This window comes from Noviherbaspirillum massiliense JC206 (assembly GCF_000312045.1).
Taxonomy (GTDB): Bacteria; Pseudomonadota; Gammaproteobacteria; order Burkholderiales; family Burkholderiaceae_D; genus Noviherbaspirillum; species Noviherbaspirillum massiliense.
The window spans coordinates 714,002-739,228 of record NZ_HE978635.1; the positions used below are offsets into that span (position 1 = coordinate 714,002).

Annotated in this window: 22 protein-coding genes; 15 read left to right on the forward strand and 7 right to left on the reverse strand. The window is 62.4% G+C overall.

What is annotated here, in order from left to right; genetic code table 11:
* Nucleotides 1-20 precede the first annotated feature (20 nt).
* The 8 genes from HGHM_RS21930 to HGHM_RS18865 all read left to right on the forward strand — a co-directional run bounded on the left by HGHM_RS21930 (nucleotide 21) and on the right by HGHM_RS18865 (nucleotide 8,516).
* The gene (locus tag HGHM_RS21930) at nucleotides 21-1,529 is read left to right on the forward strand and encodes an amidase (protein WP_019143124.1); all 1,509 of its coding nucleotides are present in this window, start codon (nucleotides 21-23) and stop codon (nucleotides 1,527-1,529) included.
* Nucleotides 1,516-2,406, forward strand: a complete 891-nt coding sequence (locus tag HGHM_RS18835) for a branched-chain amino acid ABC transporter permease (RefSeq protein ID WP_019143125.1) — start codon at nucleotides 1,516-1,518, stop codon at nucleotides 2,404-2,406. The genes HGHM_RS21930 and HGHM_RS18835 overlap by 14 nt, the downstream gene beginning before the upstream one ends.
* Nucleotides 2,403-3,398, forward strand: a complete 996-nt coding sequence (locus HGHM_RS18840) for a branched-chain amino acid ABC transporter permease (RefSeq protein WP_019143126.1) — start codon at nucleotides 2,403-2,405, stop codon at nucleotides 3,396-3,398. Before HGHM_RS18835 ends, HGHM_RS18840 begins: the two co-directional genes overlap by 4 nt.
* Nucleotides 3,395-4,117 (forward strand): ABC transporter ATP-binding protein, encoded by a 723-nt coding sequence (locus HGHM_RS18845; RefSeq protein WP_019143127.1) that lies wholly within the window; start codon nucleotides 3,395-3,397, stop codon nucleotides 4,115-4,117. The genes HGHM_RS18840 and HGHM_RS18845 overlap by 4 nt, the downstream gene beginning before the upstream one ends.
* Nucleotides 4,110-4,844: an ABC transporter ATP-binding protein gene (locus HGHM_RS18850; protein WP_019143128.1), complete on the forward strand. Its 735-nt coding sequence runs from the start codon at nucleotides 4,110-4,112 to the stop codon at nucleotides 4,842-4,844. The genes HGHM_RS18845 and HGHM_RS18850 overlap by 8 nt, the downstream gene beginning before the upstream one ends.
* The gene (locus HGHM_RS18855; protein ID WP_019143129.1) at nucleotides 4,844-5,362 is read left to right on the forward strand and encodes an ureidoglycolate lyase; all 519 of its coding nucleotides are present in this window, start codon (nucleotides 4,844-4,846) and stop codon (nucleotides 5,360-5,362) included. Before HGHM_RS18850 ends, HGHM_RS18855 begins: the two co-directional genes overlap by 1 nt.
* Before the next feature lie 133 nt (nucleotides 5,363-5,495).
* The gene (locus tag HGHM_RS18860) at nucleotides 5,496-6,782 is read left to right on the forward strand and encodes an MFS transporter (RefSeq protein ID WP_019143130.1); all 1,287 of its coding nucleotides are present in this window, start codon (nucleotides 5,496-5,498) and stop codon (nucleotides 6,780-6,782) included.
* 183 nt (nucleotides 6,783-6,965) lie between these two features.
* Nucleotides 6,966-8,516 (forward strand): ankyrin repeat domain-containing protein, encoded by a 1,551-nt coding sequence (locus tag HGHM_RS18865; protein ID WP_019143131.1) that lies wholly within the window; start codon nucleotides 6,966-6,968, stop codon nucleotides 8,514-8,516.
* 53 nt (nucleotides 8,517-8,569) lie between these two features.
* Here HGHM_RS18865 and HGHM_RS22470 read toward each other — a convergent pair whose 3' ends face one another.
* The 4 genes from HGHM_RS22470 to HGHM_RS18885 form a co-directional block, all read right to left on the reverse strand.
* Nucleotides 8,570-10,648, reverse strand: a complete 2,079-nt coding sequence (locus HGHM_RS22470) for an ATP-binding protein (RefSeq protein ID WP_051155347.1) — start codon at nucleotides 10,646-10,648, stop codon at nucleotides 8,570-8,572.
* Between the two features lie 503 nt (nucleotides 10,649-11,151).
* Nucleotides 11,152-12,153 carry a zinc-dependent alcohol dehydrogenase family protein gene (locus HGHM_RS18875; RefSeq protein WP_026076201.1) on the reverse strand — a complete coding sequence of 334 codons (1,002 nt, stop codon included), beginning with the start codon at nucleotides 12,151-12,153 and terminating at the stop codon, nucleotides 11,152-11,154.
* Between the two features lie 17 nt (nucleotides 12,154-12,170).
* On the reverse strand, nucleotides 12,171-12,422 hold the full coding sequence (locus tag HGHM_RS18880) for a hypothetical protein (protein WP_019143134.1): 252 nt from the start codon (nucleotides 12,420-12,422) through the stop codon (nucleotides 12,171-12,173).
* Nucleotides 12,423-12,542: 120 nt separating this feature from the next.
* A complete protein-coding gene (locus HGHM_RS18885) occupies nucleotides 12,543-13,901 on the reverse strand; it encodes a M20/M25/M40 family metallo-hydrolase (RefSeq protein WP_245549301.1) in 1,359 nt (452 codons plus the stop codon).
* Between the two features lie 198 nt (nucleotides 13,902-14,099).
* On the opposite strand from HGHM_RS18885, the gene HGHM_RS18890 reads away from it, so the two are divergent.
* The 4 genes from HGHM_RS18890 (at nucleotide 14,100) to HGHM_RS18905 (ending at nucleotide 19,456) form a co-directional block, all read left to right on the forward strand.
* Nucleotides 14,100-15,164: a phospholipase A gene (locus HGHM_RS18890; protein ID WP_026076202.1), complete on the forward strand. Its 1,065-nt coding sequence runs from the start codon at nucleotides 14,100-14,102 to the stop codon at nucleotides 15,162-15,164.
* Nucleotides 15,165-15,285: 121 nt separating this feature from the next.
* Nucleotides 15,286-16,968 carry an MFS transporter gene (locus tag HGHM_RS18895; RefSeq protein ID WP_019143138.1) on the forward strand — a complete coding sequence of 561 codons (1,683 nt, stop codon included), beginning with the start codon at nucleotides 15,286-15,288 and terminating at the stop codon, nucleotides 16,966-16,968.
* Entirely contained in the window at nucleotides 16,965-18,080 is a 1,116-nt protein-coding gene (locus HGHM_RS18900) for an HlyD family secretion protein (RefSeq protein WP_019143139.1), read from the forward strand. Before HGHM_RS18895 ends, HGHM_RS18900 begins: the two co-directional genes overlap by 4 nt.
* A complete protein-coding gene (locus HGHM_RS18905; RefSeq protein WP_026076203.1) occupies nucleotides 18,077-19,456 on the forward strand; it encodes an efflux transporter outer membrane subunit in 1,380 nt (459 codons plus the stop codon). Before HGHM_RS18900 ends, HGHM_RS18905 begins: the two co-directional genes overlap by 4 nt.
* A gap of 320 nt (nucleotides 19,457-19,776) precedes the next feature.
* Here HGHM_RS18905 and HGHM_RS18915 read toward each other — a convergent pair whose 3' ends face one another.
* Together HGHM_RS18915 and HGHM_RS18920 are read right to left on the reverse strand one after the other, a co-directional pair.
* The gene (locus HGHM_RS18915; RefSeq protein ID WP_019143142.1) at nucleotides 19,777-20,163 is read right to left on the reverse strand and encodes a RidA family protein; all 387 of its coding nucleotides are present in this window, start codon (nucleotides 20,161-20,163) and stop codon (nucleotides 19,777-19,779) included.
* Nucleotides 20,153-21,289 (reverse strand): DSD1 family PLP-dependent enzyme, encoded by a 1,137-nt coding sequence (locus tag HGHM_RS18920; RefSeq protein WP_019143143.1) that lies wholly within the window; start codon nucleotides 21,287-21,289, stop codon nucleotides 20,153-20,155. Before HGHM_RS18920 ends, HGHM_RS18915 begins: the two co-directional genes overlap by 11 nt.
* Before the next feature lie 349 nt (nucleotides 21,290-21,638).
* Here HGHM_RS18920 and HGHM_RS18925 point away from each other — a divergent pair, with 349 nt between their 5' ends.
* Together HGHM_RS18925 and HGHM_RS18930 are read left to right on the forward strand one after the other, a co-directional pair.
* A complete protein-coding gene (locus HGHM_RS18925; RefSeq protein ID WP_019143144.1) occupies nucleotides 21,639-22,955 on the forward strand; it encodes a M20 family metallopeptidase in 1,317 nt (438 codons plus the stop codon).
* On the forward strand, nucleotides 22,956-23,651 hold the full coding sequence (locus tag HGHM_RS18930) for a trimeric intracellular cation channel family protein (protein ID WP_019143145.1): 696 nt from the start codon (nucleotides 22,956-22,958) through the stop codon (nucleotides 23,649-23,651).
* A 67-nt stretch (nucleotides 23,652-23,718) separates the two neighbouring features.
* On the opposite strand, the gene HGHM_RS23525 is transcribed toward HGHM_RS18930, so the two are convergent.
* On the reverse strand, nucleotides 23,719-23,958 hold the full coding sequence (locus HGHM_RS23525; protein ID WP_154652084.1) for a small membrane protein YohP: 240 nt from the start codon (nucleotides 23,956-23,958) through the stop codon (nucleotides 23,719-23,721).
* A 201-nt stretch (nucleotides 23,959-24,159) separates the two neighbouring features.
* Here HGHM_RS23525 and HGHM_RS18940 point away from each other — a divergent pair, with 201 nt between their 5' ends.
* The gene (locus HGHM_RS18940) at nucleotides 24,160-25,212 is read left to right on the forward strand and encodes a GMP reductase (RefSeq protein WP_026076204.1); all 1,053 of its coding nucleotides are present in this window, start codon (nucleotides 24,160-24,162) and stop codon (nucleotides 25,210-25,212) included.
* Nucleotides 25,213-25,227 lie beyond the last annotated feature (15 nt).

A 25,227-nucleotide genomic window follows, 5' to 3' on the forward strand; every position in this document is an offset into this window, starting at 1 on the left:
TATTCATACAGGGAGCCGCGATGGAATCGCTGAAAGAGGTGCTGGCGGGTTTTGCCGCTTGGCTTGGCCACGACCATGGCGACCGTGCCGGGGCGTGGATGGCACGGTTGCACATCAACCAGCCGGAGATCGACACGCTTCGGGCATTGCCGACACCGGCCTTGCCCGCCCATGTTGCCGCACCAGCCGGGCTCGACGAGCCGGCCGGCACGGGTACGCCGGAGGAAAATACGGGAACCGGCCAGCTCGAGGCTGCATCGGCGCTTGCCCGTGCGCGCGAACATCCTGACTGGCATATCTTCACACGCCTGGCCGATGCGCCGCCGCAGGCCGCGCCCGGCTTCCTCGCAGGCATGCCGGTCGTCATCAAGGACCTGATGACGGTACGCGGCTACCCGCTCACTTGCGGCAGCGGCTCGCAGGGGCAAGTGCAGGAGCAGGACGCCGAAGTGGTGGCGCGCATCCGGAAGGCAGGCGGTGCCATCATCGGCACGGCCAATCTGCATGAGCTGGCATACGGCATCACCAGCGACAATCCGCATTTCGGCCGGGTGCGCAATCCTGTTGCGCCGGAGCGCATCGCCGGCGGTTCCAGCGGCGGCACGGCCGCGGCGATCGCGGCGGGGATGGCAGTGGCGGGCGTCGGCACCGATACCGCGGGCTCGATCCGGATTCCAGCGGCATGCTGCGGCGTGGTCGGCCTCAAGCCGAGTTACGACGTGCTGCCGCGCGCCGGCGTGGCCGATCTGGCACCGACCCTGGATCACGTCGGCCCGATGGCCGATACGGTCGAACACTGTGCCGCGCTGTTTGCCGCCATGCTTGGTCTGCCGGCAGTCCCGGCCTGGCGCCGTGACAATCTCTCTGGCCTGAGAATCGCCAGGCTCGGAGGCTACTTCGAGCACCCCCTGGACCCGCTGGTGGCGCAAGCGCTCGACGCTGTCATGCAGGCCGCAGCCAGGGATGGCGCAGCCTGCAGCGTGCGCGAGATTGAGGGCTGCGAGAATGCACCCGCAATCCAGTTCCATACCATCTGTGCCGAAGCGACGAACGCCAACTGGGAGCGCCTGCAGCAGACGCCCGAGAGCATCGGCGAAGACGTGCGGGTGCGCCTGGAGATCGGCCTGTTCCTGCCGGCACCGCTGTACGTCAAGGCGCAGCGCTTGCGGCGCCAGCTGGCCGAGCGCATGGAGGAGGTATTGCGCGAAGCCGACATCCTCATCTGCGCCACCCTGCGCGCGCCGGCTCCGCCGGTCGGCGCACCAACGGTCGCGATCGGAGACGTGAACTATCCGATGCACACCGCGGCCACCCAGCTTACCCTGCCCTTCAACCTGACCGGGCTGCCCGCGCTGTCATTGCCCTGGTCCCGCACCACGGATGGCGTGCCGGTCTGCATCCAGATCGTCGGGCGGCGCGGTGCCGACTGGCAGGTGCTGGCCGTCGCGCAGCGGCTGCAACAGCTGGCGCCGTGGCGCCGCGACGTTTCCACGATAGCGGCATCGGGAGAATCACATGCTCGCGGCTGATCTTTTCATCAATGGCCTGATCATAGGCCTGTTCTATGCCTTGATGGCGGTGGGCCTGTCCATGATTTTCGGCGTCCTGAAGATCGTGAACTTCGCCCATGGCGAGTTCTACATGGTCGGCGCCTATGCCTATGTGCTGATCTCCCTGAAGCTCGGCATCTCGCCCTGGATCGCGCTGGCGCTGGCGGCGGTCTGCGGCGCCGCGCTCGGCTGGCTGGTGGAGCGCCTGCTCATGCGCCCGCTGTATGCCGGGTACGGGAGCTGGAGCATCATGAAAGACGAGTATGCGGTCGTGGTGACCTTCGGCCTGTCGCTGCTGCTGATCAATCTGGTGGACAAGATCGTCGGCCCCTACCCTTACCGCGGGCCAAGCCTGATCGAAACTTCGCGCTTCGCGTTCGGGCCGGTCATGCTCAATGGTCAGAAGCTGATTGCCGCCTGCCTGTCCGCAGCCATTCTCATCGGCCTGGCGCTGTTCATCAAGCGCTCGCTGTGGGGCCGTCAGATCCAGGCGGTCGCGCAGAACCGGCTCGGCGCTTCGCTTGCCGGCATCGACGCCACCCGCGCCACCAGTCTGATCTTTGCGATATCCGGCCTGCTCGCGGCCCTGGCCGGCGGCTTGCTCGCGCCCATGATCAATCCCGCGCCGGACGTCGGCGCTTTCCCTGCCATCAAGTCCTACGTCATCGTGGTGCTGGGCGGCATGGGCTCGATCTGGGGCAGCATGGCGGCGGCGCTGGTGCTCGGCGTGCTCGAATCGTTTTTCGCGGTGTACGGATCGTATGACTATCGCGATGCATTCGGCCTGCTTATATTGATTCTTGTGCTGCTGTTCCGGCCCCAGGGACTGTTCGGCGAAAGGGGGCGCGAGGTATGAGCACGATACGCAATCTCTGGGCCAATCGCCTGCGCACTGATTTTCGCGCCGCGCTGGCAGTCCTGTTCCTGCTCGCGCTCGCGCCGCTGGTCGTGACGAACTCCTATACACAGGGCATCCTGGTCGTCAGCATGTATTTCGCCATGCTGTCGCTCGGATGGAACCTGCTGGCGGGCTTTACCGGCCAGTTCTCCCTGGCACCGGCAGCCTTCGCGATGCTGGGTGCGTACACGACGGCGCTGCTTGCGTATCACTGGAAGATAAATCTTGCCATCGGCATACCGGCCGCCATCATTGCCACCGCCGTCATCGGCTGGGCGCTGGGCCGCATCGTCCTGCGCCTGAAGGGCCCCTACCTGGCGCTGACCACCTTGTCCTTTGCCGAAATCGCGCGCGTGGTCATCGGTAACTCGCATGAATTCACGCGCGGCGACCAGGGCCTGAATGTGCCGACCCTGATGGATAGCCGGCTCGGGTATTACTACCTGTTCCTGGCGGTGCTGCTTGCCATGCTGCTCGGCCTGTACGCCTTGATGCGCAGCCGCGCCGGCCGTTTCCTGCTTGCCATCCGCGATGATGAAATCGGCGCCGAAACCCGCGGCATCAACGTGGTGCGCTACAAGACGATGGCCTTTGCGCTCTCCTGCGCCATCTGCGGCTTGGCCGGCTCGCTCTACGGCACCTTCAGCCAGCTGGTCAGCCCGGAACTCGGACTGGTGCTGCAAACCGGCCTGGTCATTTCGATGGTGGTCATCGGGGGCATAGGCACGCTCACCGGGCCGCTCATCGGAGCGCTGCTGGTGTATGTCGCCTCCGAATGGCTGCGCGATGTCGGCAATATCCAGATGATCGTATTCGCATTCGCGGTGATCATCTTTGCCCGCTTCTTCCGCACCGGCTTGTGGGGGCTGGTGACTGACCGATGGTCCCGCGCGGCCGGCCGCAAGCCAGAGCCGCAGGTGGCGAAAAAAACGGCAGGAGACGCACGATGACGCTCCTCAAGACACTCGGCCTGTCCAAGCACTTCGGCGGCGTGGCCGCGGTAGACCAGGTCGACATTTCGGTGAAGGCCGGCGAGATACTCGGGCTGGTCGGCCCCAACGGCTCGGGCAAGACCACCGTGCTGAACATGCTGTCGGGCTTCCTGGCACCCGATGCGGGGGAAGTCTGGTTTGCGGATGAGAACGTCACGCGCTTGTCGCCAGTGCAGCTGGCGCACCGCGGCCTGCTGCGCATGTTCCAGATGACGCGCGTCTTTCCCCGCATCTCCTGCCTCGACAATCTCCTGGTGGCCGGCATGGCGATGGGCTTGCCGGAAAAGGAAGCAAACGGCCAGGCGAGCGCCCTGCTGGAAGAGCTGACCCTGACGCCGGTGCAATACCTCGATGCCGGTTCCCTCTCCGGCGGGCAGCGCAAATTGCTCGAATTTGGCATGTGCTTCATCAAGCCGCCGCGCATTGCCCTGCTGGATGAACCGTTCGCAGCGGTGCATCCCGTCATGCGCGAAACCATGGCCGGCTTCATCCGGCGCCGCCATGCGCAAGGCCAGACCTTCATCCTGGTCAGCCATGACATGCCAATCGTGGTCGAACTGTGCCAGCGCGCGGTGTGCATGAACCTGGGGCGCGTGATCGCGGAGGGGCCGACTCGCACCGTGCTGGAAAGCGCGCCCGTCATCGAGGCTTATCTCGGGAGCACGAGCCATGCCTGAACTCTTGCTCAGCCTGGAAAAGGTCACCGCCGGCTATGCCCAGGACATCGACGTGCTGCGCGATGTGTCGCTCACGGTGCATGCCGGTGAAATAAGCGGCCTGATCGGGCTTAACGGTGCCGGCAAGTCGACGGTGGTCAAAACCATTTGCGGATTCCTCGCGCCCAAGGAAGGACGCATCCGGTTCCGCGATCAGGACATCAGCGGCATCGCGCCGCACAGGCTGATCGACCACGGCATCTGCTGCATACCACAGGAGTCGAGCCTGTTTCCCTACCTGACGGTGGAAGAAAACCTGCTGCTGCCCCTGCAGGGGCGGGCAAAGCATTACGGCCCAGTGCTCAAGCAGCGCTACGAGGAAGTGCTGGAAGCATTCCCGACGGTGCGCGAGAAGCGGCGGGCACAGGCCAGCGATCTTTCGGGCGGGCAGCAAAAGCAGGTGGAATTCGCAAAAGCCTGGCTGCAGCAACCCAAACTCTGCCTGATCGATGAACCCAGCATCGGTTTGTCGCCGATTCTTGCAGAGGGCGTGTTCACATGGATCGAAAAATTCGCCAAAGCCGGCATGGGCATCCTGCTGATCGATCACAATGTCCGGCGCGTGGTCAACATGTCGGATCGGGTCCATGTGCTCAGCCTCGGCCGCATTACCGCTGCGGGCCAGAGGAAGGATTTCGAGGGTGACCTGCATGAGCAGGTGAAGCAGTGGCTGGGCCTGAACTTCTGATGCGCCATCTCGCCTGTCATCCGCTGAACGCATCGGCATTCGCACCCTTCGGCACCGTCATCGATACCGAAGGCAGGACTGCGGATCTGATCAACGAGGGCACGACACGGCGTTATGCCGACCTCGCCAGCCTCGATCTTTGCAGCGATGGCAATCCCCGCCTCCATCTTTACCTCGCATCGGCGCGCGCGTTTCCGCTGCGCTTGACGCAGCTGGAACGGCACCGACACGCCAGCCAGGTATTCATTCCGCTGAATGGGCAGCGTTTCATCGTGGTGGTGGCGCCGGGCGCGGCCCAACCCGAATGGGAAAACATTCAAGCCTTCCTGAGCGCGCCGGGGCAGGCGATTGCCCTGCATCGAGGAAGCTGGCATCATGGCCTGCTGGCCCTGAATGAGGGCGACCGCTTCGCAGTCATCGACGGCGCCGGGTATCGTAGCGACACGGAAGAAATGCCGTTGCCGGAGGAAATCCTGCTCGATTTGCCAACATCGCTCTACGAAGACAAGCCGGCCTGATGGAATGCGCGGGTCATCGAGCCCCTGACGCGACTCCGTACCTGCCCTTATCGATCCGATAACATCCTTCGCTTTTGCACGAAGCCGCTCTCGTGCAAAATTGCGGCACCACGGCTTTCGGAATACCCCATACATGCAACCCCGCTCTCCCAGTTTCAGCACTCCGGCGCTCAGCAGCGGCACCATCGTCCTGCTGACGACGCTGTATTGCGCGCAAGGCTTGCCTTCCGGCCTGATCGCGCACTCGCTGCCAGTCCTGATGCGCCAGCATGGCGTCGACCTGGCCTTGATCGGCCTGCTCAAGCTGCTGGCCCTGCCCTGGGTACTCAAGGCCGTGTGGGCGCCCTGGGTCGACCGGCTGGCCTCCGCTCGCCTCGGCCACCATCGCGGCTGGATACTGCCATTGCAGGCAAGCGTGCTGACGATCGTCGCTGTATTGGCCTTGCTGCCGCCGGACGCCTTGTTCGGCGCCTGGCTGCCGGTGCTGCTGGGCTTGCTCGCCTGCGTCAACCTGGCGGCCGCCACGCAGGACATCGCGACCGACGGGCTGGCCGTTCGCCTGCTGCCGCCACGCTGGCGCGGGCTGGGCAACAGCCTGCAGGTCGGCGGGTACAAGGCCGGCATGATCGTCAGCGGCAGCCTGCTGTTACTGGTGGTCGGTGACTGGGGATGGCGGACAGCGGTCGGCCTGATCGCCATCCTGGTGGCCTGCATGACGGTGCCGGTCCTGCTGTTCCCGGAAAAGCGCATCCTGCCGTTTCACCCTGAACTGGCCGAGCCGCAGGGGGGGCCGCGGCTGTTGTGGCGGCATTACCGTGGTTTTCTCGCCCGACCCGGCATGGGCCCATGGCTGCTGGTGGTGCTCACCTTCAAGCTCGGCGATTCGCTCGGCTCGCCGATGATCAAGCCCATGCTGGTGGACCATGGATGGACGTCCGCAGCCGTGGGGCAGCTCACGCTGGTCAGCAGCATCACCGGCATTGCCGGCGCCCTTCTGGGTGGACTGATCTATGCCCGCCTCGGCGCGCGGCGCGGGCTCATCCTGTTCGGCTTGGCGCAGGCATTCGGGATCGCGGCGATGGCATGGCTGGCGCATTCCGGCGCCAATGCCTACACCGCATACGGCATTGCGCTGTTCGAGCAGGTGGCCGATGGCATGTCGACAGTCGCCCTGTTTGCCATGATGATGAATCAATGCCGCCCCGAGCACGAAGGCGCGGACTACACCATCCAGGCCTGCGCGCAAGTGGTCCTGTCGGGCATCGTCGGCTCCCTGAGCGGCCTGGCGGCAAAATGGCTCGGATATGAAGGCCACTTCCTGCTGGCCGGCCTGCTCGGCATCTTGGCACTCGTGTTTGTTATTCGCTACTTTGCGAGACAGGCCGTTATTCCTGTTCCGGTGCCATCAACAGCAGCTTGAAACGCCAGATGCGAGGCTGAAGTTCAATCTGGTGTTGCACGACCGTTGCATGTACTTTTTCCTGGCATAGGTCCGAACGAGCAAAGATACAATTCGGCAAGCATCGGGTATTGGAGCGTGCTCCTGAAACGATCCGCCAATTCTTGATGACTACCCATTTATTAATGCGTCGTCACGCTCGCCATGAACATAATTAAAACGATTGCCCTGCTTGGTTTATTTGCTTGTGTCCAGGCGCAGGCCGCAAGCTTCGATTGCGGACAAGCGCGCTCCACTTCCGAAAAACTGATCTGCAGTGGCGAGAAGCTGTCCGAGCTGGATACGCAACTGGACGAGGCCTACAGGACAGCGAAGGAGAACGCCAGTACGGACAAAGCCAGGCGCCTGAAAGGGGAACAGCTTCAGTGGCTGCGGAACATCAGAAACCGATGTGAGGACACGGCCTGCCTTCTGAACGCCTACGAAAGCCGCCTCAACGAGCTTGATCCGTTTGCAGACAAGCAGATTACTTGCGAAGAGATGAAAAAATCCCCGGAACTTGTCTTTTCGGGTGGAATTGACTTGGGAAGCGGGTCGGGATCTCCTATTGATGTGGACTACAAATGCCGCGAGAGCCTGGACCAGCAGGGCTTCATGCTGAAGCTGCTCGATTTGGCGGAGAAGATCCGGGGAGAGAACGGTCCTCAGATTTGTACAGGGTCGATAGTCCATGCCCAGTGGCGCTACTATCATTTCAGCCTGGCCGAAGCAGGATTTTCACCAGGAACGCTGATGCGGGAACTGCCATCGGTGCGCACAGGTACGGATTGGAATTCGTTCGCGCGCGCGGAAGGAACTGATGACGATAGTCGTACCATCAGCTATTTCCAGCAGTGGTCAGAACAAAGTCTTTTCAATCACGACCTGTATCAAGAATTTGTTTCCGAGGTGGATCGGGTTCTGCCTGAGCTTGTGAAGCATTACGAACGCAAGCTCGGATTGCCCAGGCAGGATGCGAAGATTGCAGCGGGAGGAGCATTAAGGCTTGTCGTGCAGCGTGCGGCTGGAGGCTTTCCCCGCAGCGAGCTGCAGCCCGATTCTGTTCTGGTACGACTCGTACGCGACAAACAAGTTACGCCGGATGAGATTCGAAGCGCGCTAAACGGCAACAAAGGCGATCCGGCCCGCCATTCCGAAGCCGATATTTACCAGGCACTGGTCGTTGCGCTAATCAAGAACAGGCCGCTACAGATCGTTTCCTCTCTGACTGGAATGCTGAGCCCGGAGGCCTTGCAACGCCTGGGTGAAGGCAAGGAACCCTTGCTGTCGTTTGCTATTAACAGCCAGGAAAATCTGGAATATCTGATCCGCCGGAAACCACCTGTGAATGCGGCAAACGACTTCGGCAAAACTGCGCTCTTCTATGCCATCGGTTCAAACAATCACAAAGCCGCCGAGACACTCCTGCGGGCTGGCGCCGACGTCAATCAGGCATACAAATCGGCGAAAGAACTGAGGCCGGACGACGATAAATGCACATACTTCGCCCTTGCCCATACGAAGCGGACACCGCTGATGCATGCGGCACAGCATAGCGACGTTCGAATGCTCAAGTTGCTGATCCAGGCCAATGCGCACCTGGATGCTGCAGATGACATGGGCTATAACGCGCTGGACTATGCCGTCATGGGCAGGAACAAGGATAACGAGACCTACTTGAAGTCCCTGGGCCTGAAATTCGGGGCGCCGAAATAAGGTTCCGCTCCTGATCCCGCGGTACGGGAGCGGACAAAAAAGAAATCTGCGACTCAGCTTGGCGCCACCCGATGCCCGGTCAGCGGAAGGTGGACAGTAAAGGTGCTGCCCAGATTTGCGCCTTCGCTGAATGCCTCCACCCGCCCGCCGTGCAGCGCCACCAGTCTTTGTACCAGCGCCAGGCCGATTCCCAGCCCTCCCTGTGCCTTTGACCCGTGCTCGCCGATTTGCTCGAACATCTGAAAGATCTTGGCCTGCGCCTCCACGGGAATGCCGATTCCGTTATCCGAAATCTGTACCACTGCTTCATGGTCTTTCCTGAACGCCGACAACTCGATCTGTCCGCCGGGTGGCGTGTACTTGGCGGCATTGCTGAGCAAATTGATGAAGACCTGATGCATGCGCCCTGCGTCCACGTCCATATGGAGGGGAGCGTCCGGAAGGCTTACCTTGAATTCGTGCCCAGCCGGTTCCATGAAGGTCTGAGCGGATTCAGCGACATTGACGAGCACATCCCTCAAATCAACCCGCTCGCACTCCAGCCTGACTTTTCCACTGTTGATGCGCGCCACGTCCAGCAGGTCCTCAATCATGCGTCCCATCTGATCAGTTTGATTTTGCAGGATGCGCCGCGCACGCGAAGTTGCCGGAGAGTCAGGCGGCAAGCGCTCGAGAATGTCCAGCCCGCTCTGCAGCGGAGCAAGAAGGTTCCTGAGTTCGTGGGAAAGCGTTGCGAGGAATTCGCCTTTCAGACGGTCCGCATTGGTCAGTTCGTCGGCCAGATCGCGGAGTTTCTCCTCTTTCAGTTTACGATCCGTAATGTCTATCCCGACTGCCGCGACGGCGAGAAGTGCTTCATTCGCGTCGAGAATGGGCGATAGCACCAGCTCAACCATGCGCCGTGTGCCATCCGCCCGGGAATAGATAGCCTCACAGGTGAACGCCCTTCCATTGAGCACTTGTTCAAAACCCTTTTCTACGTTCTCGGCGTGATCCGGCATGTTGCTCCACCAGCTGCCGGACCAATATTTCTGGCCAATGACCTGTTCGCGTGTATAGCCGCTGTGAATCAGGCTCGCATCGTTCGCCTCGAGTATGGTTCCGTCCCGGGAAAGAACGCAGGCGAAGTAGCGCCCCTGCTCGAAGAATGTGCGGAACTTGGCATTGGCTTCGGCCAACGCAGTGGCCTCGGCCTGGGCCGCCTGGAGAGCGATCGCACGTTGCACCTGCTGCTGCCTCTGGATGTAAAAGAACACGCCCGAAAACATCAGCAATGACAGGACAACGGCAGCTCCGATGGCTCCGGTGGCCGTACGTCGCCATGCTTCGAGTGCGACGCTTTCCCTGGTGCTCAAGACAACCACCAGCGGTTGATGCTCGAGCCCGCGGTAGCTCGCGATGCGCTGGTAATTGAAGGGCGGGCCGGCTGTCGTGTAGGAGGCTGCACGCTCGCGGGGAAGATACAGTGCAAACAAAGGCAGGTGCCCGTAAGTGCGACCGATACTTGCATCGTCATCCGGATGGCGGGCAATCAATCGTCCGTCTGCGTGATACAGGGACATCACCTGCCCTGGGCGCAAGTGCAGCTTGTGGTACAGACGGGACAAGGAGTCAAGCTGGACCGCTGCAACCACGACTCCCTTGAACTCTCCGCTCGGAGAGACGATTCTCCGCGTCGAGGCGACAAACCAGCCTGTACCGGACCGACTCAGCATCGCCGAGGACAAGCCTTGCTTCAGATTTTCATTCTCGATGTACTGGCGAAAATAATCGCGGTCCATCAAGGAGACATCGGGTGTCGTGGGGTAATCGGTATCGTGCTGGATGAAACCGTTTGGGCCAATGACAAACAGTGCCCTGACGGCAGGCAGATATTGCAGGTACTTGAGCATCAGCTTCCGGGCTTGCGGGTCGTGCCGGGACAAGCTGCGGGACGCGAAGTAGCTGGATATGCCCAGCAAGGCGATATCGACGCTGCCGAACGTCCGGGCCATGTTCTCTTCCAGCACCGTCGCCATGGTCGAGGTCTCGTCCTGGGCTTGTTGCAGAGACTGGCTCCGCTCTCGCATCAATGCAATGCTCAAGGCCAGGACCGCTGTCAGCCAGAATACACAAGCCACCAGAATTGCCATATTCGCATGCGGCGGAAGCGCGGATTTCCAGCTTTTGAGACCCAAGGCCCCTCCCTTGATCGTTAGGAAGTCAAAAGTTGTTACCTGCTCTGTTTCGCGGCCATTCGATGGATTCTTCAGTTTGACGGCTTTTTTAGGGGCCCATCAAACGCCGGCTGAAAAATCCCGCGCAACGACTAATTCTATTGTAAGTTCCCATCAAGACCATGCTGCAACGCGTGATGCATCCGCGTGGCCGAATATGACCCCGTTGGTCAACTTCGATGGTTAAGGGGTTGGCGATGCACTATATGCCTCGGGACGATGATGATGGCACCCTCATTCCTGAGTGCGGAAGAATCCCCGCCTCCGCTCACGCAGCGCCTCTCCTTCAGGGTTTACGCGGATCGATTGCTTTCCTGATCTTTCATTCCAGAAAATTATGCTGCCGCGCCAGCCCGAGGATGGGCACATGGCTGGTGCTGGTGCCGACGTTCAAGCTCGGCGATTAATAAGTCGTTTTCTCAGAACGACAGGCAGATCTTGCCGAAATGCGCGTTGGATTCCTGCATCCGGAAGGCATCCGCGATCTGCGGCAAATCGAAGCTGCGATCCACGACAGGAACGAGCTTGATCGCCTCGATCGCGCGCACGAACTCCATCTGCTCGCGCCGGCTGCCAACGATCAGGCCTTGCAGGCGGGCCTGCTTGGCCATGAGAAAGGCGGTGGGCACGTCGCCTGCCTTGCCGGTCAGCACGCCGATGAGCGCGATATGTCCATTCACCCTGACTGCGGCGATCGACTGCGGCAAGGTGCCGGGACCGCCGACTTCGATGACATGATCCGCTCCGCCGCACATCTCGTACACGCGCTTTCCCCAGTCGGGAGTCTGCCGGTAATTGATCGTGATATCGGCTCCCAAGGACCGGGCCCGCTCAAGCTTCTGATCGGAGGACGAGGTCACGATGACGGTTGCACCCATTGCCCTGGCAATCTGCAGCGCAAAGATCGACACCCCGCCGGTGCCGAGCACCAGCACCACATCCCCGGCCTTCAGCTTCCCGTTCACCACCAGAGCCCGCCAGGCGGTCAGGCCGGCGGTCGTCAGCGTGGCCGCCTGCTCGTGCGTGTAGTCGCGTGGCGCCAGCGTGAAAGCATGTTCGCTGCATACCGCCACTTCGCGGGCGTAGCCGTCGACACCGTCGCCCGGCACGCTTGAGAAATCGCTGACCGTGGGCGGCCCGTCCAGCCATGTCGGGAAGAAACAGGACACGACCCGGTCGCCCGGCTTGAACTGGGTGACGCCGTCGCCGACCGCCTCGATGATCCCGGCACCATCCGACATCGGAATGCGGCGATCCGCGCTCGGCGCGGATCCTGTCACGACGCCATAGTCATGGTAATTGAGGGAGCTTGCATGCAGCCGCACCCGGATTTGTCCGGCGCCAGGGGCACCCGGGTCCGGCCGGTCAACCAGCCGCAAGTGGTCCAGCCCGCCCGGGGCATGCAGTTCAATCGCTTTCATGGTCTTCCCTTCCGGCATTAACTCGCCTGCGCATCAAGTGCGATACCTGACCGGCCCCGGGAAACAAAGTTTCGTCCTTTTTCCGTCAGCGAGACGATGCCCGCCATGCCCGGAGCGGCATTGACCATGCCATCGGCGCAGGCATCTTCCCAGATGCTCAGGCGCGGGCAGGAGCTTTTCCAGACATCGATTACTTCCGCGTAGGAATGCGTTCCCTGGGCTATCCACTCCAGCATCTGCAGGGTCAGTGCGTCATGCGAATTGTTCATTTCGATTCTCCTTGTGCTCCAGCACTACGGCGGCCCGTCCAGCCATGGGCGCCCGCGCATTCGACACGTTCGCGGCCCCCGAATTCGCATGAACGCGCCGGCGAAAACATGGGCGCAGCATCATTGCCGCGGCGAACGCTTCTGCAGCAAGGGCGCGCTCACGCCGTCGACACCCGCGAGCCCGAGGATGGCCAGCAAGGCCTTGCTCGGTCCGAGATAGGCATTCGCGGGATCGAACCATTCCTCCTTCGAATGGATGCCTTGCGAATATCCGCCGGCTCCCACGACCGCAGCCGGAATGCCCAGGCTGATCGGAAGATTGGCTTCGGTGCTGCGGGCTCCGGCCAGCTTCGGCGTGCCGCCGATGGCTTTCACCGACAGCCACAGGGCATGGACCACCGTGGAATCCGGCGAGGGAGAACCGCCCGGGCGGGCACCGACCTGGGTGATTTCGACGCGCAGCTTGTCGCTGTTCCAGCGCTTGTTCTCCGCCACCGCGGCATCTTTCGCGATCTGCAAGGCCTGGGTCTCAAGCTTCTGCAATTCCGCGTTGTCGTTCGAACGCATGTCGAGGTCCATCGTCGCTTCCGCCGCGATCGAATTGACCGAAGTGCCGCCCGATATGGTACCGACGGTGAAGGTGGTCTTTGGCGTCTTTGGCACCTGCAGGTCGCTGATGCCGGCAATCGCCCTTCCCAGCGCATGGATCGCGCTCGGCAGGCCGAAAGCCTGGTAGCTGTGCCCGCCGGGGCCCTTGTATGTGATGCGGTAACGGTTGCTGCCGGCGGCCTGGTAGGAAATCTCTTCATTCGGCACGGTGGGGGATTCGAGGGCGATGTAGCCGTCGATGTCCTTGTGGTCCCTGAATACCTGCTTGATGCCTTTCAGGTCACCCAGTCCTTCCTCGCCGACGGTGCCGCAAAACCAGACATCGCCCACGGTCTTAATGCGGCTGGCCTTGAGCGCCCGCACCACCGACAGCATGGCCGCCAGACCGCGCGCGTCATCGGCGATGCCCGGCGCGTACAGCTTGCCATCCTTCTCCTTGATGGTGAGGTCCGTGCCTTCCGGGAACACGGTGTCAAGGTGCGCGGACAGCAGCAGCTTGGGTCCCTTGCCGGTGCCGTGCAACACGCCGCAGACATTCGAGACGCTGTCCATGCGCACTTCATCCAGGCCCGCCTTCTTCAGCCGCCCGAGGAAATCCTCGGCGCGCTTCTGTTCCTTGAAGGTCGGCGACGGGATCATGACCAATGCCTTCTGCTCCGCCAGCGTATTGGCATCATCCTTCTTGAGGAAGTCCAGAGCCTGCTTCACCGAGGGATCTGCCGCCAGCTTCGAAAACAGGGCTTCCGTATTTGGAGGAATGTTCACTTCCTGCGCGAATGCCGCAGCCTGAATGCCGGACAGAAGAACCAGACAGAAGGAGTGCTTGAACAGGGTCGTCATGACGGGAGCTCCGGAAAGGTGATGACTCATGGTAGCACCGGCGTCGCACGGATTCCTTGCGCTGTCTGGAATGCCGTCATGAAGACAAATTCCCGGCGGGAATGCGTGCACATCGTAGGACTGGCCGGCCAGTGGGAACCCTCTGCCCGGAACATGCTCATAGATAACGAGCATCCGGCTGCAGCTTGAGCGTTGAAATCCACCATTCCAAGGCATGACGCAAGCTCCATGAAAACTTCCACCCCGGCCATATCCCTTTCCATGCTGGGCGGATTGCTGCTTGCCAGTGCCGGCTCCGCCACCCACGCACAAGGGCCGGCAAGCCTTTCGGATTGCGCCGGCATCGCCGACGACAGGCAACGGCTGGCATGCTTTGACCGGCTCGCCGCCGGCACCGGGCAGGAAGGCAGGACCAGACCGGTACAGCGCGCAGATGAAGCACCAGCCGTGCCCGAGCCCGCCACAGCTTCTTTCGAGAAAGCCAGGCAAGCGGACGCCTTCAGCCTGTCGCGGCATTGGGAGTTGTCTCGCGAGGACAAGCAAGGCACGTTCGTCTTTCGTCCGCATCACGACAACTACGTGCTGTTTGCCAACTACAGCACCTCCCCCAACAATGCACCGTTCACACCCTTGGTCGGATCCCTGGTACCACAGGGCACCAAGCTGTCGCACGTCGAAGTGAAGTTCCAGCTCGGCTTCAAGATGAAGCTGCTGGAAGACCTTCCGCTGCGACATTCCGACCTGTGGTTCGGCTATACCCAGCAAAGCTACTGGCAGGCGTACAACAACAGGGCGTCCAATCCGTTCCGGGAATCCGATTACCTGCCGGAACTGATGCTGGTCGTGCCGACCGACTACAACTTGTTCGGCTTGAACGGGCGCTTTGTGAATTTCGGCCTGATTCACCAATCGAATGGCCGCGGCGGATCGCTTTCGCGCAGCTGGAACCGCTTCTACCTGCAAACCGGGCTGGAAAAAGGCGACTTCAGCCTGCTGGCGCGCGCATGGAAGCGCATCCCGGAAAGCGCATCCACGGATGACAATCCGGATATCCTCAACTACATGGGCTATGGCGATCTGCAAGGCGTCTACCGCTGGAGGGGACACGAATTTTCCCTGCTGGGCCGGCGCAACTTCCATACCAACCACGGTGCGGTGCAGCTCGGCTGGGCATTTCCGCTGGCGCCACGGGTCAAGGGTTTTGTCCAGGCCTTTTCGGGATACGGTCAGAGCCTGCTCGACTACAACCATGCACAACAGACGATCGGCCTCGGGATTCAGGTCGGGTATTGACGGGCCATGAGAATCGGGAGCGGCATGGCAAGGCTTGTACCGGGAGTCGATTGAAGAATATGAGGAACGCCTGTCTCGCTCCATCGCCGCCGCGAGCGCTTCTCTTTCCCGGAACCGCCCCATGAGCCGCTACCATCCGCGCGAGTGGCTGCCGCACGAAAAGCCGGCCCTGCCGGGCTCGCCTTCCACTCCGCATCACCCGACGGCGCGCCGCCTTGCCTATGCTGCCGTGGGATTCATCGTGGCCATCACCGGCGGCCTCGGCAATGCACTGGTCAGCGCCAACCTCCAGAACATCCAGGGCGCGCTCGGCGTCTACCAGGCCGAAGCGGCATGGCTGACGGCCGCCTATGTCATGACCAATGCGACGGCCAACCTGCTGATCGTGAAATTCCGGCAGCAGTACGGATTGCGGCTGTTTACCGAACTGTTCCTCGGGCTCTATGCACTGGTGACGTTCGCCCACCTGTTCGTCAACGACCTCAGTTCCGCGGTCGCGGTGCGGGCGGCCCACGGCATGGCCGCGGCCGCCCTCGCCCCGCTCGGCCTGTACTACATGCAGCAGGCGTTTCCGAAGGAGCAGCGGCTGAGAGGCATTGCTCTCGGCCTGGGCGCGTCGCAACTGGCGCTGCCGCTGTCGCGCATCATATCGCCGGATGTGCTACGCGTGGGCGAATGGCGCGGGCTGTACCTGTTCGAGCTCGGCATGGCGCTGCTGGCGCTGGGCTGCGTGCTGCTGCTGAAACTGCCGCCGAGCGACCGCATCAAGGCTTTCGAGAAGCTCGACTTCCTCACCTTCGCCCTGTTTGCGCCGGGCGCGGCCCTGCTGTGCGCAGTGCTGTCACTCGGCCGTATCGACTGGTGGCTGGAAGCGCCCTGGATCGGCATCGCGCTGGCCTGTGCCATCGTCCTCCTCGTTGCCGCGATTGCACTCGAGCATAACCGGCGCAATCCCTTGCTGAATACGCGCTGGCTGAGCAGCGGCAAGATCGTGCGCCTGGGATTGTCCATCACGCTGATCCGCATTGCGCTGTCGGAGCAGGCGGTGGGCGCCGTCGGTTTCCTTCAGGCACTCGGCCTGACCAACGACCAGTTGCACGGCTTGTTCACCGTCGTCCTGCTGGGCCTTCTTGTCGGCATGGTCACAAGTGCCCTGACGCTCAATCCGAAGCACTTGCCCGAACCGGTCCTGATTTCGCTGATAGCGATCATTGTGGGCGCGCTGATCGATGCCCAGGCCACCAATCTGACACGGCCAGGCAACATGTATATCAGCCAGTTCCTGATCGGCTTCGGCAGTACGTTTTTCCTCGGACCGGCGATGGTGTTCGGCATCAGCGGCGTGATCACCCAGCCGCGCAACCTTGTCAGCTTCGCGGTGCTGTTCAACATGAGCCAGAACATCGGCGGCCTGATCGGCTCGGCCCTGCTCGGCACCTTCCAGACCGTGCGCGAAAAATTCCATTCCAGCCAGCTGGTCGAAAACCTGACCCTGCTCGACCCGCAGGTGGCGGCACGCGTGCAGTCGGGCGCGTCCGCCTTCGCCCGCGCCATCCCGGACCCGGCCCTGCGCAGCCAGCAGGGCTTGTCCGCGCTCAGTGCGGCGGCTACGCGGGAGGCCAATGTGCTGGCGTACAACGATGTGTTTCTGCTGATTGCCGGCCTTGCCCTCCTGACTTTCCTGTGGCTGTTCATCCGCATCACCTGGCTGCGGCTGAGCAATCCACAAGTGGTCCCGGGCGAGCAGCCCGCCGCCGCCGCAGTTTCCGCCACCAGCACCTCCGAAGAAAAAGAAGACGCATGACTTCAAGCGCAGCCACGCCCCCGCCGGAATCGCGCACTTCCAGGCGCAAGCAAATCCTGTCCTTCCTCGGCTTTGGCGCCATTGCCGTCATCGGCGTGCTGATCGTGCTCTATGCATGGAAGCTGCCGCCCTTCTCGAGCCCGATCGAGAGCACGGACAATGCCCAGGTGCGCGGGCTGGTCACCATCATCAGCCCGCAGCTGAGCGGTTATGTCGCCGAAGTGCATGTCCAGGATTTCCAGAGGGTGCATGCGGGCGAGCTGCTGGTGAAGATCGATGATCGCATCTACCAGCAGCGGGCGGACCAGGCGCGCGCCCAGCTGGAAACCCAGAAGGCCGCCCTGTCCAATTCCATTCAGCAGCGCAATAAGGCGGAGGCCGCGATCAGGCAGGCGCAGGCAACGCTCGCCAATGCCCGTGCCCAGGCGCTCAAGGCCGATGCCGACCTGCGCCGTGTCGAGGACCTGGTGGCGGACGGCTCGCTGTCGCTGCGTGAGCGCGACCAGACCCGCGCCGCCCATGCGGCGGCGCAAGCCGCCGTGGCCCAGGGGAATGCGGCGCTGGAGACCGCGCGCCAGGACTTGCGTTCGGTCGTGGTCAACCGCGATTCGCTGGAAGCGGCAGTGTCGAGCGCACAAGCGGCGCTGCGGCTCGCGGAAATCGATCTGTCCAACACCCGCATCCTGGCCCCGCGCGACGGCAAGCTCGGACAGGTGACGGTACGGCAGGGCGCCTATGTCAATGCCGGCACCCAGCTGACGGCGCTGGTGCCGGACCGGCTCTGGGTGGTCGCCAACATGAAGGAAACCCAGATGGCCCATGTGCGCCTCGGGCAACCTGCCACCTTCCGGGTGGACGCGCTCAATGGCGCGGAGCTGAAGGGACATGTCGAGAGAATCTCGCCTGCCACCGGCTCGGAATTCGCCGTGCTGCCGCCGGACAATGCCACCGGCAATTTCGTCAAGATCGCGCAGCGCATCCCGGTGCGCATCAGCATCGATCCCGACCAGCCCTTGATGGAACGCCTGAGTCCCGGCATGTCGGTCGAAGTCTCGATCGACACATCCGCACCCGGCCAGGCTGCGCCAGCCGCGCAGGAGCAGAAGCCGTGAGACGCGGCAGCCTGGGTGTAACAGTCCTTGCCTTGTCCATGCTGGCCGGCTGCGCGCTCGCGCCGCAGCCGGCGCCGGCGCCGACGCTGCAGATACCCGCCGCCTGGCGCACCACGGTCGGGCCGTCGGCAGCGGCCGAAGCGGACTGGTGGAAAGGCTTTGGCGATCTGGCGCTCAATGCGCTGGTGGATGCTGCCCTGACCGGCAATAATGACATGCGCGTCGCCGCGACCAGGGTGCGGGAATTCCAGGCCCGGCTGCGGATTGCGGAAGCCGGCCGGCTTCCCACGCTCGATGCCAACGTCACACTCTCCAGGGCAAGTGCGCTGAATTCTGCCGGCAGCACCACGCTCGCCAATTCCTTCCAGGGCGGCCTGCAGGCAGCGTATGAGATCGACCTGTGGGGACGGCTCGAAAGCCTGGTGGAAGCGGCGCGCGCCGATTACGAGGCGCAGCAGGCGGCGCAGCTGGGCGCCATGCTGTCGGTGGCGGCTTCGGCCGCATCGGCCTATATCACCCTGAGAGGATTGGATGCTCAGCTGGAGCTGGCGCGCGCCACCCTGGTCTCACGCACCCAGTCTTTGCAGCTCGCACGCGACCAGTTCCGGGTCGGCTACAGTTCCAGGCTGGAGTTGAACCAGGCGGAAGCCGAATACCGGGCCACGACCGCCATGATTCCGCAGCTGCTGCAATCGATCGCCCGCCAGGAGAATGCCCTGAGCGTCCTGACCGGCGCCAATCCCGGGCCCATCACGCGCGGCCCGTCGCTGACCGAGATGCCGCTGCCGCCGGTGCCGGAAGGCTTGCCTTCGGATTTGCTGCGCCGCCGGCCGGACATCCGCCAGGCGGAACAGGCCATTGTCGCAGCCGATGCCTCGCTCGCCGCCGCGCGCGACCAGTTGCTGCCGGCCGTCCGGCTGAGCGCGTCGGTCGGGCGGCAAGGCTTCAGCCTGAGCCAGCTGCTCGATGCGCCCAATCGTCTTTGGAGCGTGGGTGGCAGCATTCTTGCCCCGCTCTTCGAAGGCGGCCGTTTGCGCGCCCAGGCCGACGTGGCGGCAGCCCAGCGCGACCGGGCCATTTATCTGTACGAGAACACGGTGCGCACCGCCTTTTCCGAAGTCGAGAATGCGCTGTCGGCCCTGCTTCGCCTGAAAGAGCAGGCGACCGAACTGGAAGCGCGCCAGGTAGCCGCGGCCGAAGCGTTGCGCGTGGTGCACAACCGCTATCGCAACGGTTATGCCTCCTACCTCGAAGAACTGGATGCGCAGCGCACCCTGTACAGTGTGCAGGTCAATCTGATCCAGGCGAGGACCAATCTCCTGACAGCGCAGGTCGATCTGTATCGCGCGTTGGGCGGCGGCTGGCAGCTTCCATAAGCTTGCAAGGGAAAGGAAGTAGGGTGCGCTGCGCGCACCGGAATTGCATGACGCGCATGGTGCGCATGGCGCACCCTACTCCCTGGATGCGCAGCGCACCCTGTACAGTGTGCAGGTCAACCTGGTCCAGGCGAGGACCAATCTCCTGACAGCGCAGGTCGACCTATTTCGCGCTTAGCAGCGGCTGGTGCAAAAGAGCGTCAATAAGCGTGTAAGGGAAAGGACGTAGGGTGGGCCATGCGCACCATGCAATTCCGGTGCGCACGGCGCACCCTACTTCGGCTGTATCGCGTGCCGGCGGCGGCTTGTAACGGTCGTGATCAGAGCGCAGCGATTGCTTCCACCTCGATCTTGAAGCCGTAATGCAATTCCGGCACCGGCACCACAGCCCGGGCAGGCCGTGATGCGCCGGCCCAGGCTGCATAGATCGCATTGAAAGACGGCCACGACGCGATATCCGTGACGTACACGCGAACCTGCACCAGGCGCTCGACGGATGTTCCGGCGCTGCGCAATGCCGCGGCGACGTTGGCCAATACCTGCTTGGCCTGCTCCTCGAAGGAAGCATCCGCCAGCTTCACCCCGTCCGGCCTGATCGGCAACTGGCCGGAGACGAAGACCAGGTTGCCCGCGACAACTGCATGGCTGTAGTGGCCGCCCGGCGGCGCCATGTCTTCGGGATTGATTGCTCGGATTTCACCAGCCATAAAAGCGCTCCCAGATTTGCACCTCACCCTTCCCGCCGATTACATGATATTCAGGGAACTGTGCGCCGGTTGCGCAGGCGTGGTTGGGCAGAATGCGCAACTGCGTGCCGATCGGGAAAAGCCCGGCAATGTCTTTCGTGATCCCGCCATCGGCACGCGACAAGATGCCGTGTTCCTGATTGGCGCCGGTCAGCACGAAGCCCTCTATCAAGCGTCCGTTCAGGTCGCATGCGGCGGCGCCATAGCCATAATCGGTTGCCTGCTTTTGCGTCCCCCGGTCGCGGCTCATCGCCATCCAGCCCGCATCGACGATCGCCCAGCCCTTTTCCGGCTGGTGGCCGATGACCGTCGTCAGTACCGACAGGGCGACATCTCCCGGTGTGCAGACGCCGACATTGGACATCACGAGGTCAAAGAACACATACACCCCGGCGCGCACTTCGGTGACGCCATCCAGGTTCAGCGCCGACAAGGCGGTCGGCGTCGATCCGACGCTGACTTCCGCGCACGGCAGGTCCGCACTGCGCAGGCGTTCGGCAGCCTGCACGCACAAGCGGCGTTCCTGTTCCGCGATCCTTTGCAAGGCTTCCGGCGTATTGAAATCATAGGAACTGCCGGCATGCGTCATCACGCCCTTGAGCCTGGCGCCGCTATCATGCAGGATGCGCCCGATCCGGATCAGGTCGTCGGAACCGGGCTGCACGCCGGAGCGGTGTCCATCCGTGTCGATTTCGATCATCACATTGAAGCGGTGACCGGCTGCCCTTCCCTTGTCCACGATTGCGCTGGCGGAAGCCTCCGAGTCAACCACGATGGTCAGGTCGCAACCCATGTTTGCCAGGGCCAGCGCCTGCTCGAGCTTGTTGGGCGCCATGCATACCGCATAAAGGATGTCGTTGAACCCGGCTTTGAAAAATTGCTCGGCTTCCTTCAGGGTGGAAACCGTGATGCCGGTGGCCCCTGCCTGTGCCTGGCGCCGCGCGACTTCAATGCACTTGGAGGTTTTCACATGCGGACGAAAGCGCACGCCGAGTTCATTCATCCGGCGCTGCATGCGTTCGATATTGCGCATCATGCGCGCTTCATCGACTAATGCGGACGGCGTAGAAATGGTGGAGAGATTCATGGATTTTCCTGCAAGAGATAGAGGTTCCCGGGACATCAGCCATGCATTGTATAAGAGCCGGCCATGAAACCCGGTGCACCGAAAAACCGGACGCAATTTCCGTTGAAAATGTCAGCCCGCATTTTTCCATGCATACATTCATTCATACCTGACCTGAGTTCTATGCCAAGGGGTAATCATTCTGGTTCGCCGATCCTGGTGATGGAACGAAACTTGAATATGCCTGTCTTTGCTTAACGCCGGTTGCCCGGTGAACCAACACACCCGTGGCGGCACGGCGGTATAAGCATGGTCCCGTCCATGGATGAGGCTGCAGCATCAGGGTGACCGCAGCCAGAAAGGACAAGGTATGAACATGAGGTCGCCATCGACGCGTTCCGCCGATCAGGTGCTTGTCAACCTGACGAATCTGCTGCCGGATCTGGAAGCGCTTTACACCGATGTCCATGCACACCCCGAATTGTCGATGCAGGAAATGCGCACTGCAGGCCTGGCAGCGGAGCGCTTGCGCTCGGCAGGGTTTGAGGTAACGACCGGGGTCGGAAATACCGGTGTCGTCGGCCTGCTCCGGAACGGCACCGGGCCGACAGTCATGCTGCGCGCCGACATGGACGCGCTGCCAGTCGAGGAAATGACCGGCCTCCCATATGCCAGCAAGGTCAAGTCGAAGGATCGCGACGGCAACACGGTTCCCGTCATGCACGCCTGCGGCCATGACATGCATGTCACCTGGCTGGCAGGCGCGAGCAAGCTGCTGGCACAGGCGCGCGATGCATGGAGCGGAACGCTGATGGCGGTCTTCCAGCCCGCGGAAGAAACGGCAGAAGGCGCAAGGGCGATGATCGATGACGGACTCTTCCAGCGCTTTCCCAAACCCGATGTGGTGCTCGGCCAGCACGTCATGGTTGCATCGGCGGGCGATATCGGCGGGCGCACCGGAACGATCACCTCCGCTGCAGACAGCCTGCAGATCCGCCTGTTCGGACGCGGCGCGCATGGCTCCATGCCCCAGGCGAGCATCGATCCCGTGGTGATGGCGGCCGCGACGGTGATGCGGTTGCAAACCATCGTCTCGCGCGAACTCTCGCCCAACGAAGCAGCCGTCGTCACCATCGGCTCGCTGCAGGCCGGCACCAAGGAAAACGTGATCCCCGATGAAGCCGTCATCAAGCTGAATGTGCGCAGCTATGACGAGGGCGTGCGCAAGCGGGTGCTGGCCGCGATCGATCGGATCGTGAACGCCGAGTGCGCCGCTTCCGGCGCACCCAAGCCGCCGGAGATCACGACACTGGACAGCTATCCCCTGGGTGTCAACAGCGAAGTTGCGAGCCAGCGCGTGGCCGATGCGTTCCGCGCGCATTTCGCTGCCGAACGCGTTCGGCACACCGGACCGACATCGGCCAGCGAGGATTTCGGATCGTTCGGCGCCGAGTGGCATGTACCCGCGGTGTTCTGGTTTGTCGGCGGCACCGATCCCGGGACCTATGCGCAAGCCAAGGCGGCAGGCGAAGTCAACAAGCTCCCGAGCAACCACAGCCCGTTCTTCGCACCGGTGCTGCATCCGACCCTGGAAACAGGCGTGGAAACCATGGTGGTCGGCGCGCTGGCCTGGCTTGGCAAGGATGGCGCCGCCGCGGCAACCGGGCAAGCGGAGGCGCGATCCTAAGTGTTCCATGCGCCTGACCTTGACATCAGCACTGCGATCAAGACGCTGGTGCTGGCGCTCGATCTGGTGGGCACGTTTGTCTTTGCGCTCAGCGGTGCCCTGGCCGGGGTCAAGCGCCGTCTGGATCTGTTCGGGATCATGGTGCTGTCGTTTGCTGCCGGCAATTCCGGTGGAATCACCCGCGATCTGCTGATCGGCGCGGTACCCCCGGCGGCGATCAGCGACTGGCGCTACCTGGCAGCCTCGATCATTGCCGGCGTCCTCACCTTTTTCTGGCATCCCGCGGTTGAGCGGCTGCGCGGCACCGTGCTCGTGTTCGACGGCGCAGGACTCGCGCTGTTTGCCGTCGCTGGCACGCAGAAGGCGCTTGCCTTCGGGCTCAATCCCGTCATGGCGGCCTTGCTCGGCATGCTCACGGGGATCGGCGGCGGCATGGTGCGCGATGTGCTCCTGACCGAGATTCCCACCGTGCTGCGTTCGGAGGTGTATGCAGTCGCCGCCCTCGCGGGCGCGGCAGTGGTGGTGGCCGGACACATGCTGCTGCTGCCATCCGCCATCGTGGCACTCGCCGGCGCATTGCTCTGCTTCGGTATACGGATGCTTGCCCTCGTGCGCAGCTGGAATCTCCCGACTCCAGCCTCGTCCGCATCAGCGTCTGCAAAAACCGATTCTTCCGACGTCCGGCGCGACAAGTAGCACGTCCGGATCGGACAGAGGTACAGCCGATCCCCGCCGGGACGCAGTCCCGGACGGGACTGCGTTCTCAAAAGACCAGCTTCAGAACGCCTGTGACAACCAGCAAGCCGATCAGGAAGATGATGGCGATGATCCACATGAATATTTTCATTCGTACTCCAGAAGTCAGACTGCGATGAAGGAAGATCGCGGCATCGCGTGCCGGATGCCATGCCTGCGAGCTAATGTTTTGCTGCAACTGCTGCAAAAATGACAAGCACGGCTTGCTAAAGTTCCTTCCTGCATTCAACGCGGGGGCATGGATCAAGGGCGCGGATAGTCCCTGGACGCGTTCCCGGCTGGTCGCGCGCCATGCTTGCGCCTTCCCTTCTCTCCATCCAGGCTTCGCCGGAACCAAGGCAAGAGTGCGTTATCTGACTCTTGCTGGGAGAAGTACTGCGTCATGTGGCATCATGCGGGAGCGGCAGAAAAACCCGCAGCATTCTTTTCACGTACTCATTTCACTGCCATGCATATCGAAGAATCCGTCAAGCTGGACTTCAAGGACGTGCTGATCCGGCCGAAGCGTTCCACGCTCAATTCGCGTTCCGAAGTCGACATCCACCGCAAGTTCACTTTCCGCCACTCCCAGAGGGAATACCACGGCATTCCCATCATTGCCGCGAACATGGACACGACCGGCACGTTCGAGATGGCACGCGCGCTCGGCAAGCATGGATTGTCGGTGGCCTTGCACAAGCATTATCCGAAGGATGAACTGGTCCGCTTCTTCCACTCGCTCCAGACCGAGAATCTGCGGCCGTCGACTGCGTTTTATTCACTCGGCATCCTGCCGGCCGATTTCGAAAAATTCAGCGAGATCATGGCGAAGGCACCCGACGCGATCGGCTATGTCTGCATCGATGTGGCCAACGGCTATACCGAGCGCTTCATCCATTTCGTCAAAAAGGTGCGCACCACCTTCCCGCAGCTGACCATCATGGCGGGCAACGTGGTGACCGGCGACATCACGGAAGAGCTGATCCTGGCCGGCGCGGATATCGTCAAGGTTGGCATTGGTCCCGGTTCGGTCTGCACCACGCGCAAGATGACCGGCGTCGGCTATCCGCAATTGTCGGCCATCATCGAATGCGCCGACGCCGCCCATGGACTGGGCGGGCAGATCTGTGCCGATGGCGGCTGCGTGGTGCCGGGCGATCTGGCGAAAGCCTTTGGTGCAGGAGCGGATTTCGTGATGCTGGGCGGCATGCTGGCCGGGCATGATGAAACCGAGGGTGACCTGGTCGAGCGCGAGGGCAAGAAGTTCAAGCGCTTTTATGGCATGAGCAGCCGCGCCGCGATGGAAAAATACGCTGGCGGCGTCGCGCAATACCGCGCCAGCGAGGGCAAGGAAGTCCTGGTGGAATACCGCGGTCCGGTGGAAGGTACGCTGCAGGATATCCTGGGTGGCGTGCGTTCCGCCTGCACTTACGTCGGCGCCCGTCAGCTCAAGGAACTGACCAAGCGCACCACCTTCGTACGCGTGAGCCAGCAACTGAACGAAGTCTTCGGCAAGTCCTGAAGGCTGCCGCACTGC

What these genes read in the sequence shown, in the direction of transcription:
- HGHM_RS21930 (WP_019143124.1), top strand. Translation starts at nt 21, where the DNA reads ATGGAATCGCTGAAAGAGGTGCTGGCGGGTTTTGCCGCTTGGCTTGGC.
- HGHM_RS18835 (WP_019143125.1), top strand. Translation starts at nt 1,516, where the DNA reads ATGCTCGCGGCTGATCTTTTCATCAATGGCCTGATCATAGGCCTGTTC.
- HGHM_RS18840 (WP_019143126.1), top strand. Translation starts at nt 2,403, where the DNA reads ATGAGCACGATACGCAATCTCTGGGCCAATCGCCTGCGCACTGATTTT.
- HGHM_RS18845 (WP_019143127.1), top strand. Translation starts at nt 3,395, where the DNA reads ATGACGCTCCTCAAGACACTCGGCCTGTCCAAGCACTTCGGCGGCGTG.
- HGHM_RS18850 (WP_019143128.1), top strand. Translation starts at nt 4,110, where the DNA reads ATGCCTGAACTCTTGCTCAGCCTGGAAAAGGTCACCGCCGGCTATGCC.
- HGHM_RS18855 (WP_019143129.1), top strand. Translation starts at nt 4,844, where the DNA reads ATGCGCCATCTCGCCTGTCATCCGCTGAACGCATCGGCATTCGCACCC.
- HGHM_RS18860 (WP_019143130.1), top strand. Translation starts at nt 5,496, where the DNA reads ATGCAACCCCGCTCTCCCAGTTTCAGCACTCCGGCGCTCAGCAGCGGC.
- HGHM_RS18865 (WP_019143131.1), top strand. Translation starts at nt 6,966, where the DNA reads ATGAACATAATTAAAACGATTGCCCTGCTTGGTTTATTTGCTTGTGTC.
- HGHM_RS22470 (WP_051155347.1), bottom strand. Translation starts at nt 10,648, where the DNA reads ATGGCAATTCTGGTGGCTTGTGTATTCTGGCTGACAGCGGTCCTGGCC.
- HGHM_RS18875 (WP_026076201.1), bottom strand. Translation starts at nt 12,153, where the DNA reads ATGAAAGCGATTGAACTGCATGCCCCGGGCGGGCTGGACCACTTGCGG.
- HGHM_RS18880 (WP_019143134.1), bottom strand. Translation starts at nt 12,422, where the DNA reads ATGAACAATTCGCATGACGCACTGACCCTGCAGATGCTGGAGTGGATA.
- HGHM_RS18885 (WP_245549301.1), bottom strand. Translation starts at nt 13,901, where the DNA reads ATGAGTCATCACCTTTCCGGAGCTCCCGTCATGACGACCCTGTTCAAG.
- HGHM_RS18890 (WP_026076202.1), top strand. Translation starts at nt 14,100, where the DNA reads ATGAAAACTTCCACCCCGGCCATATCCCTTTCCATGCTGGGCGGATTG.
- HGHM_RS18895 (WP_019143138.1), top strand. Translation starts at nt 15,286, where the DNA reads ATGAGCCGCTACCATCCGCGCGAGTGGCTGCCGCACGAAAAGCCGGCC.
- HGHM_RS18900 (WP_019143139.1), top strand. Translation starts at nt 16,965, where the DNA reads ATGACTTCAAGCGCAGCCACGCCCCCGCCGGAATCGCGCACTTCCAGG.
- HGHM_RS18915 (WP_019143142.1), bottom strand. Translation starts at nt 20,163, where the DNA reads ATGGCTGGTGAAATCCGAGCAATCAATCCCGAAGACATGGCGCCGCCG.
- HGHM_RS18920 (WP_019143143.1), bottom strand. Translation starts at nt 21,289, where the DNA reads ATGAATCTCTCCACCATTTCTACGCCGTCCGCATTAGTCGATGAAGCG.
- HGHM_RS18925 (WP_019143144.1), top strand. Translation starts at nt 21,639, where the DNA reads ATGAACATGAGGTCGCCATCGACGCGTTCCGCCGATCAGGTGCTTGTC.
- HGHM_RS18940 (WP_026076204.1), top strand. Translation starts at nt 24,160, where the DNA reads ATGCATATCGAAGAATCCGTCAAGCTGGACTTCAAGGACGTGCTGATC.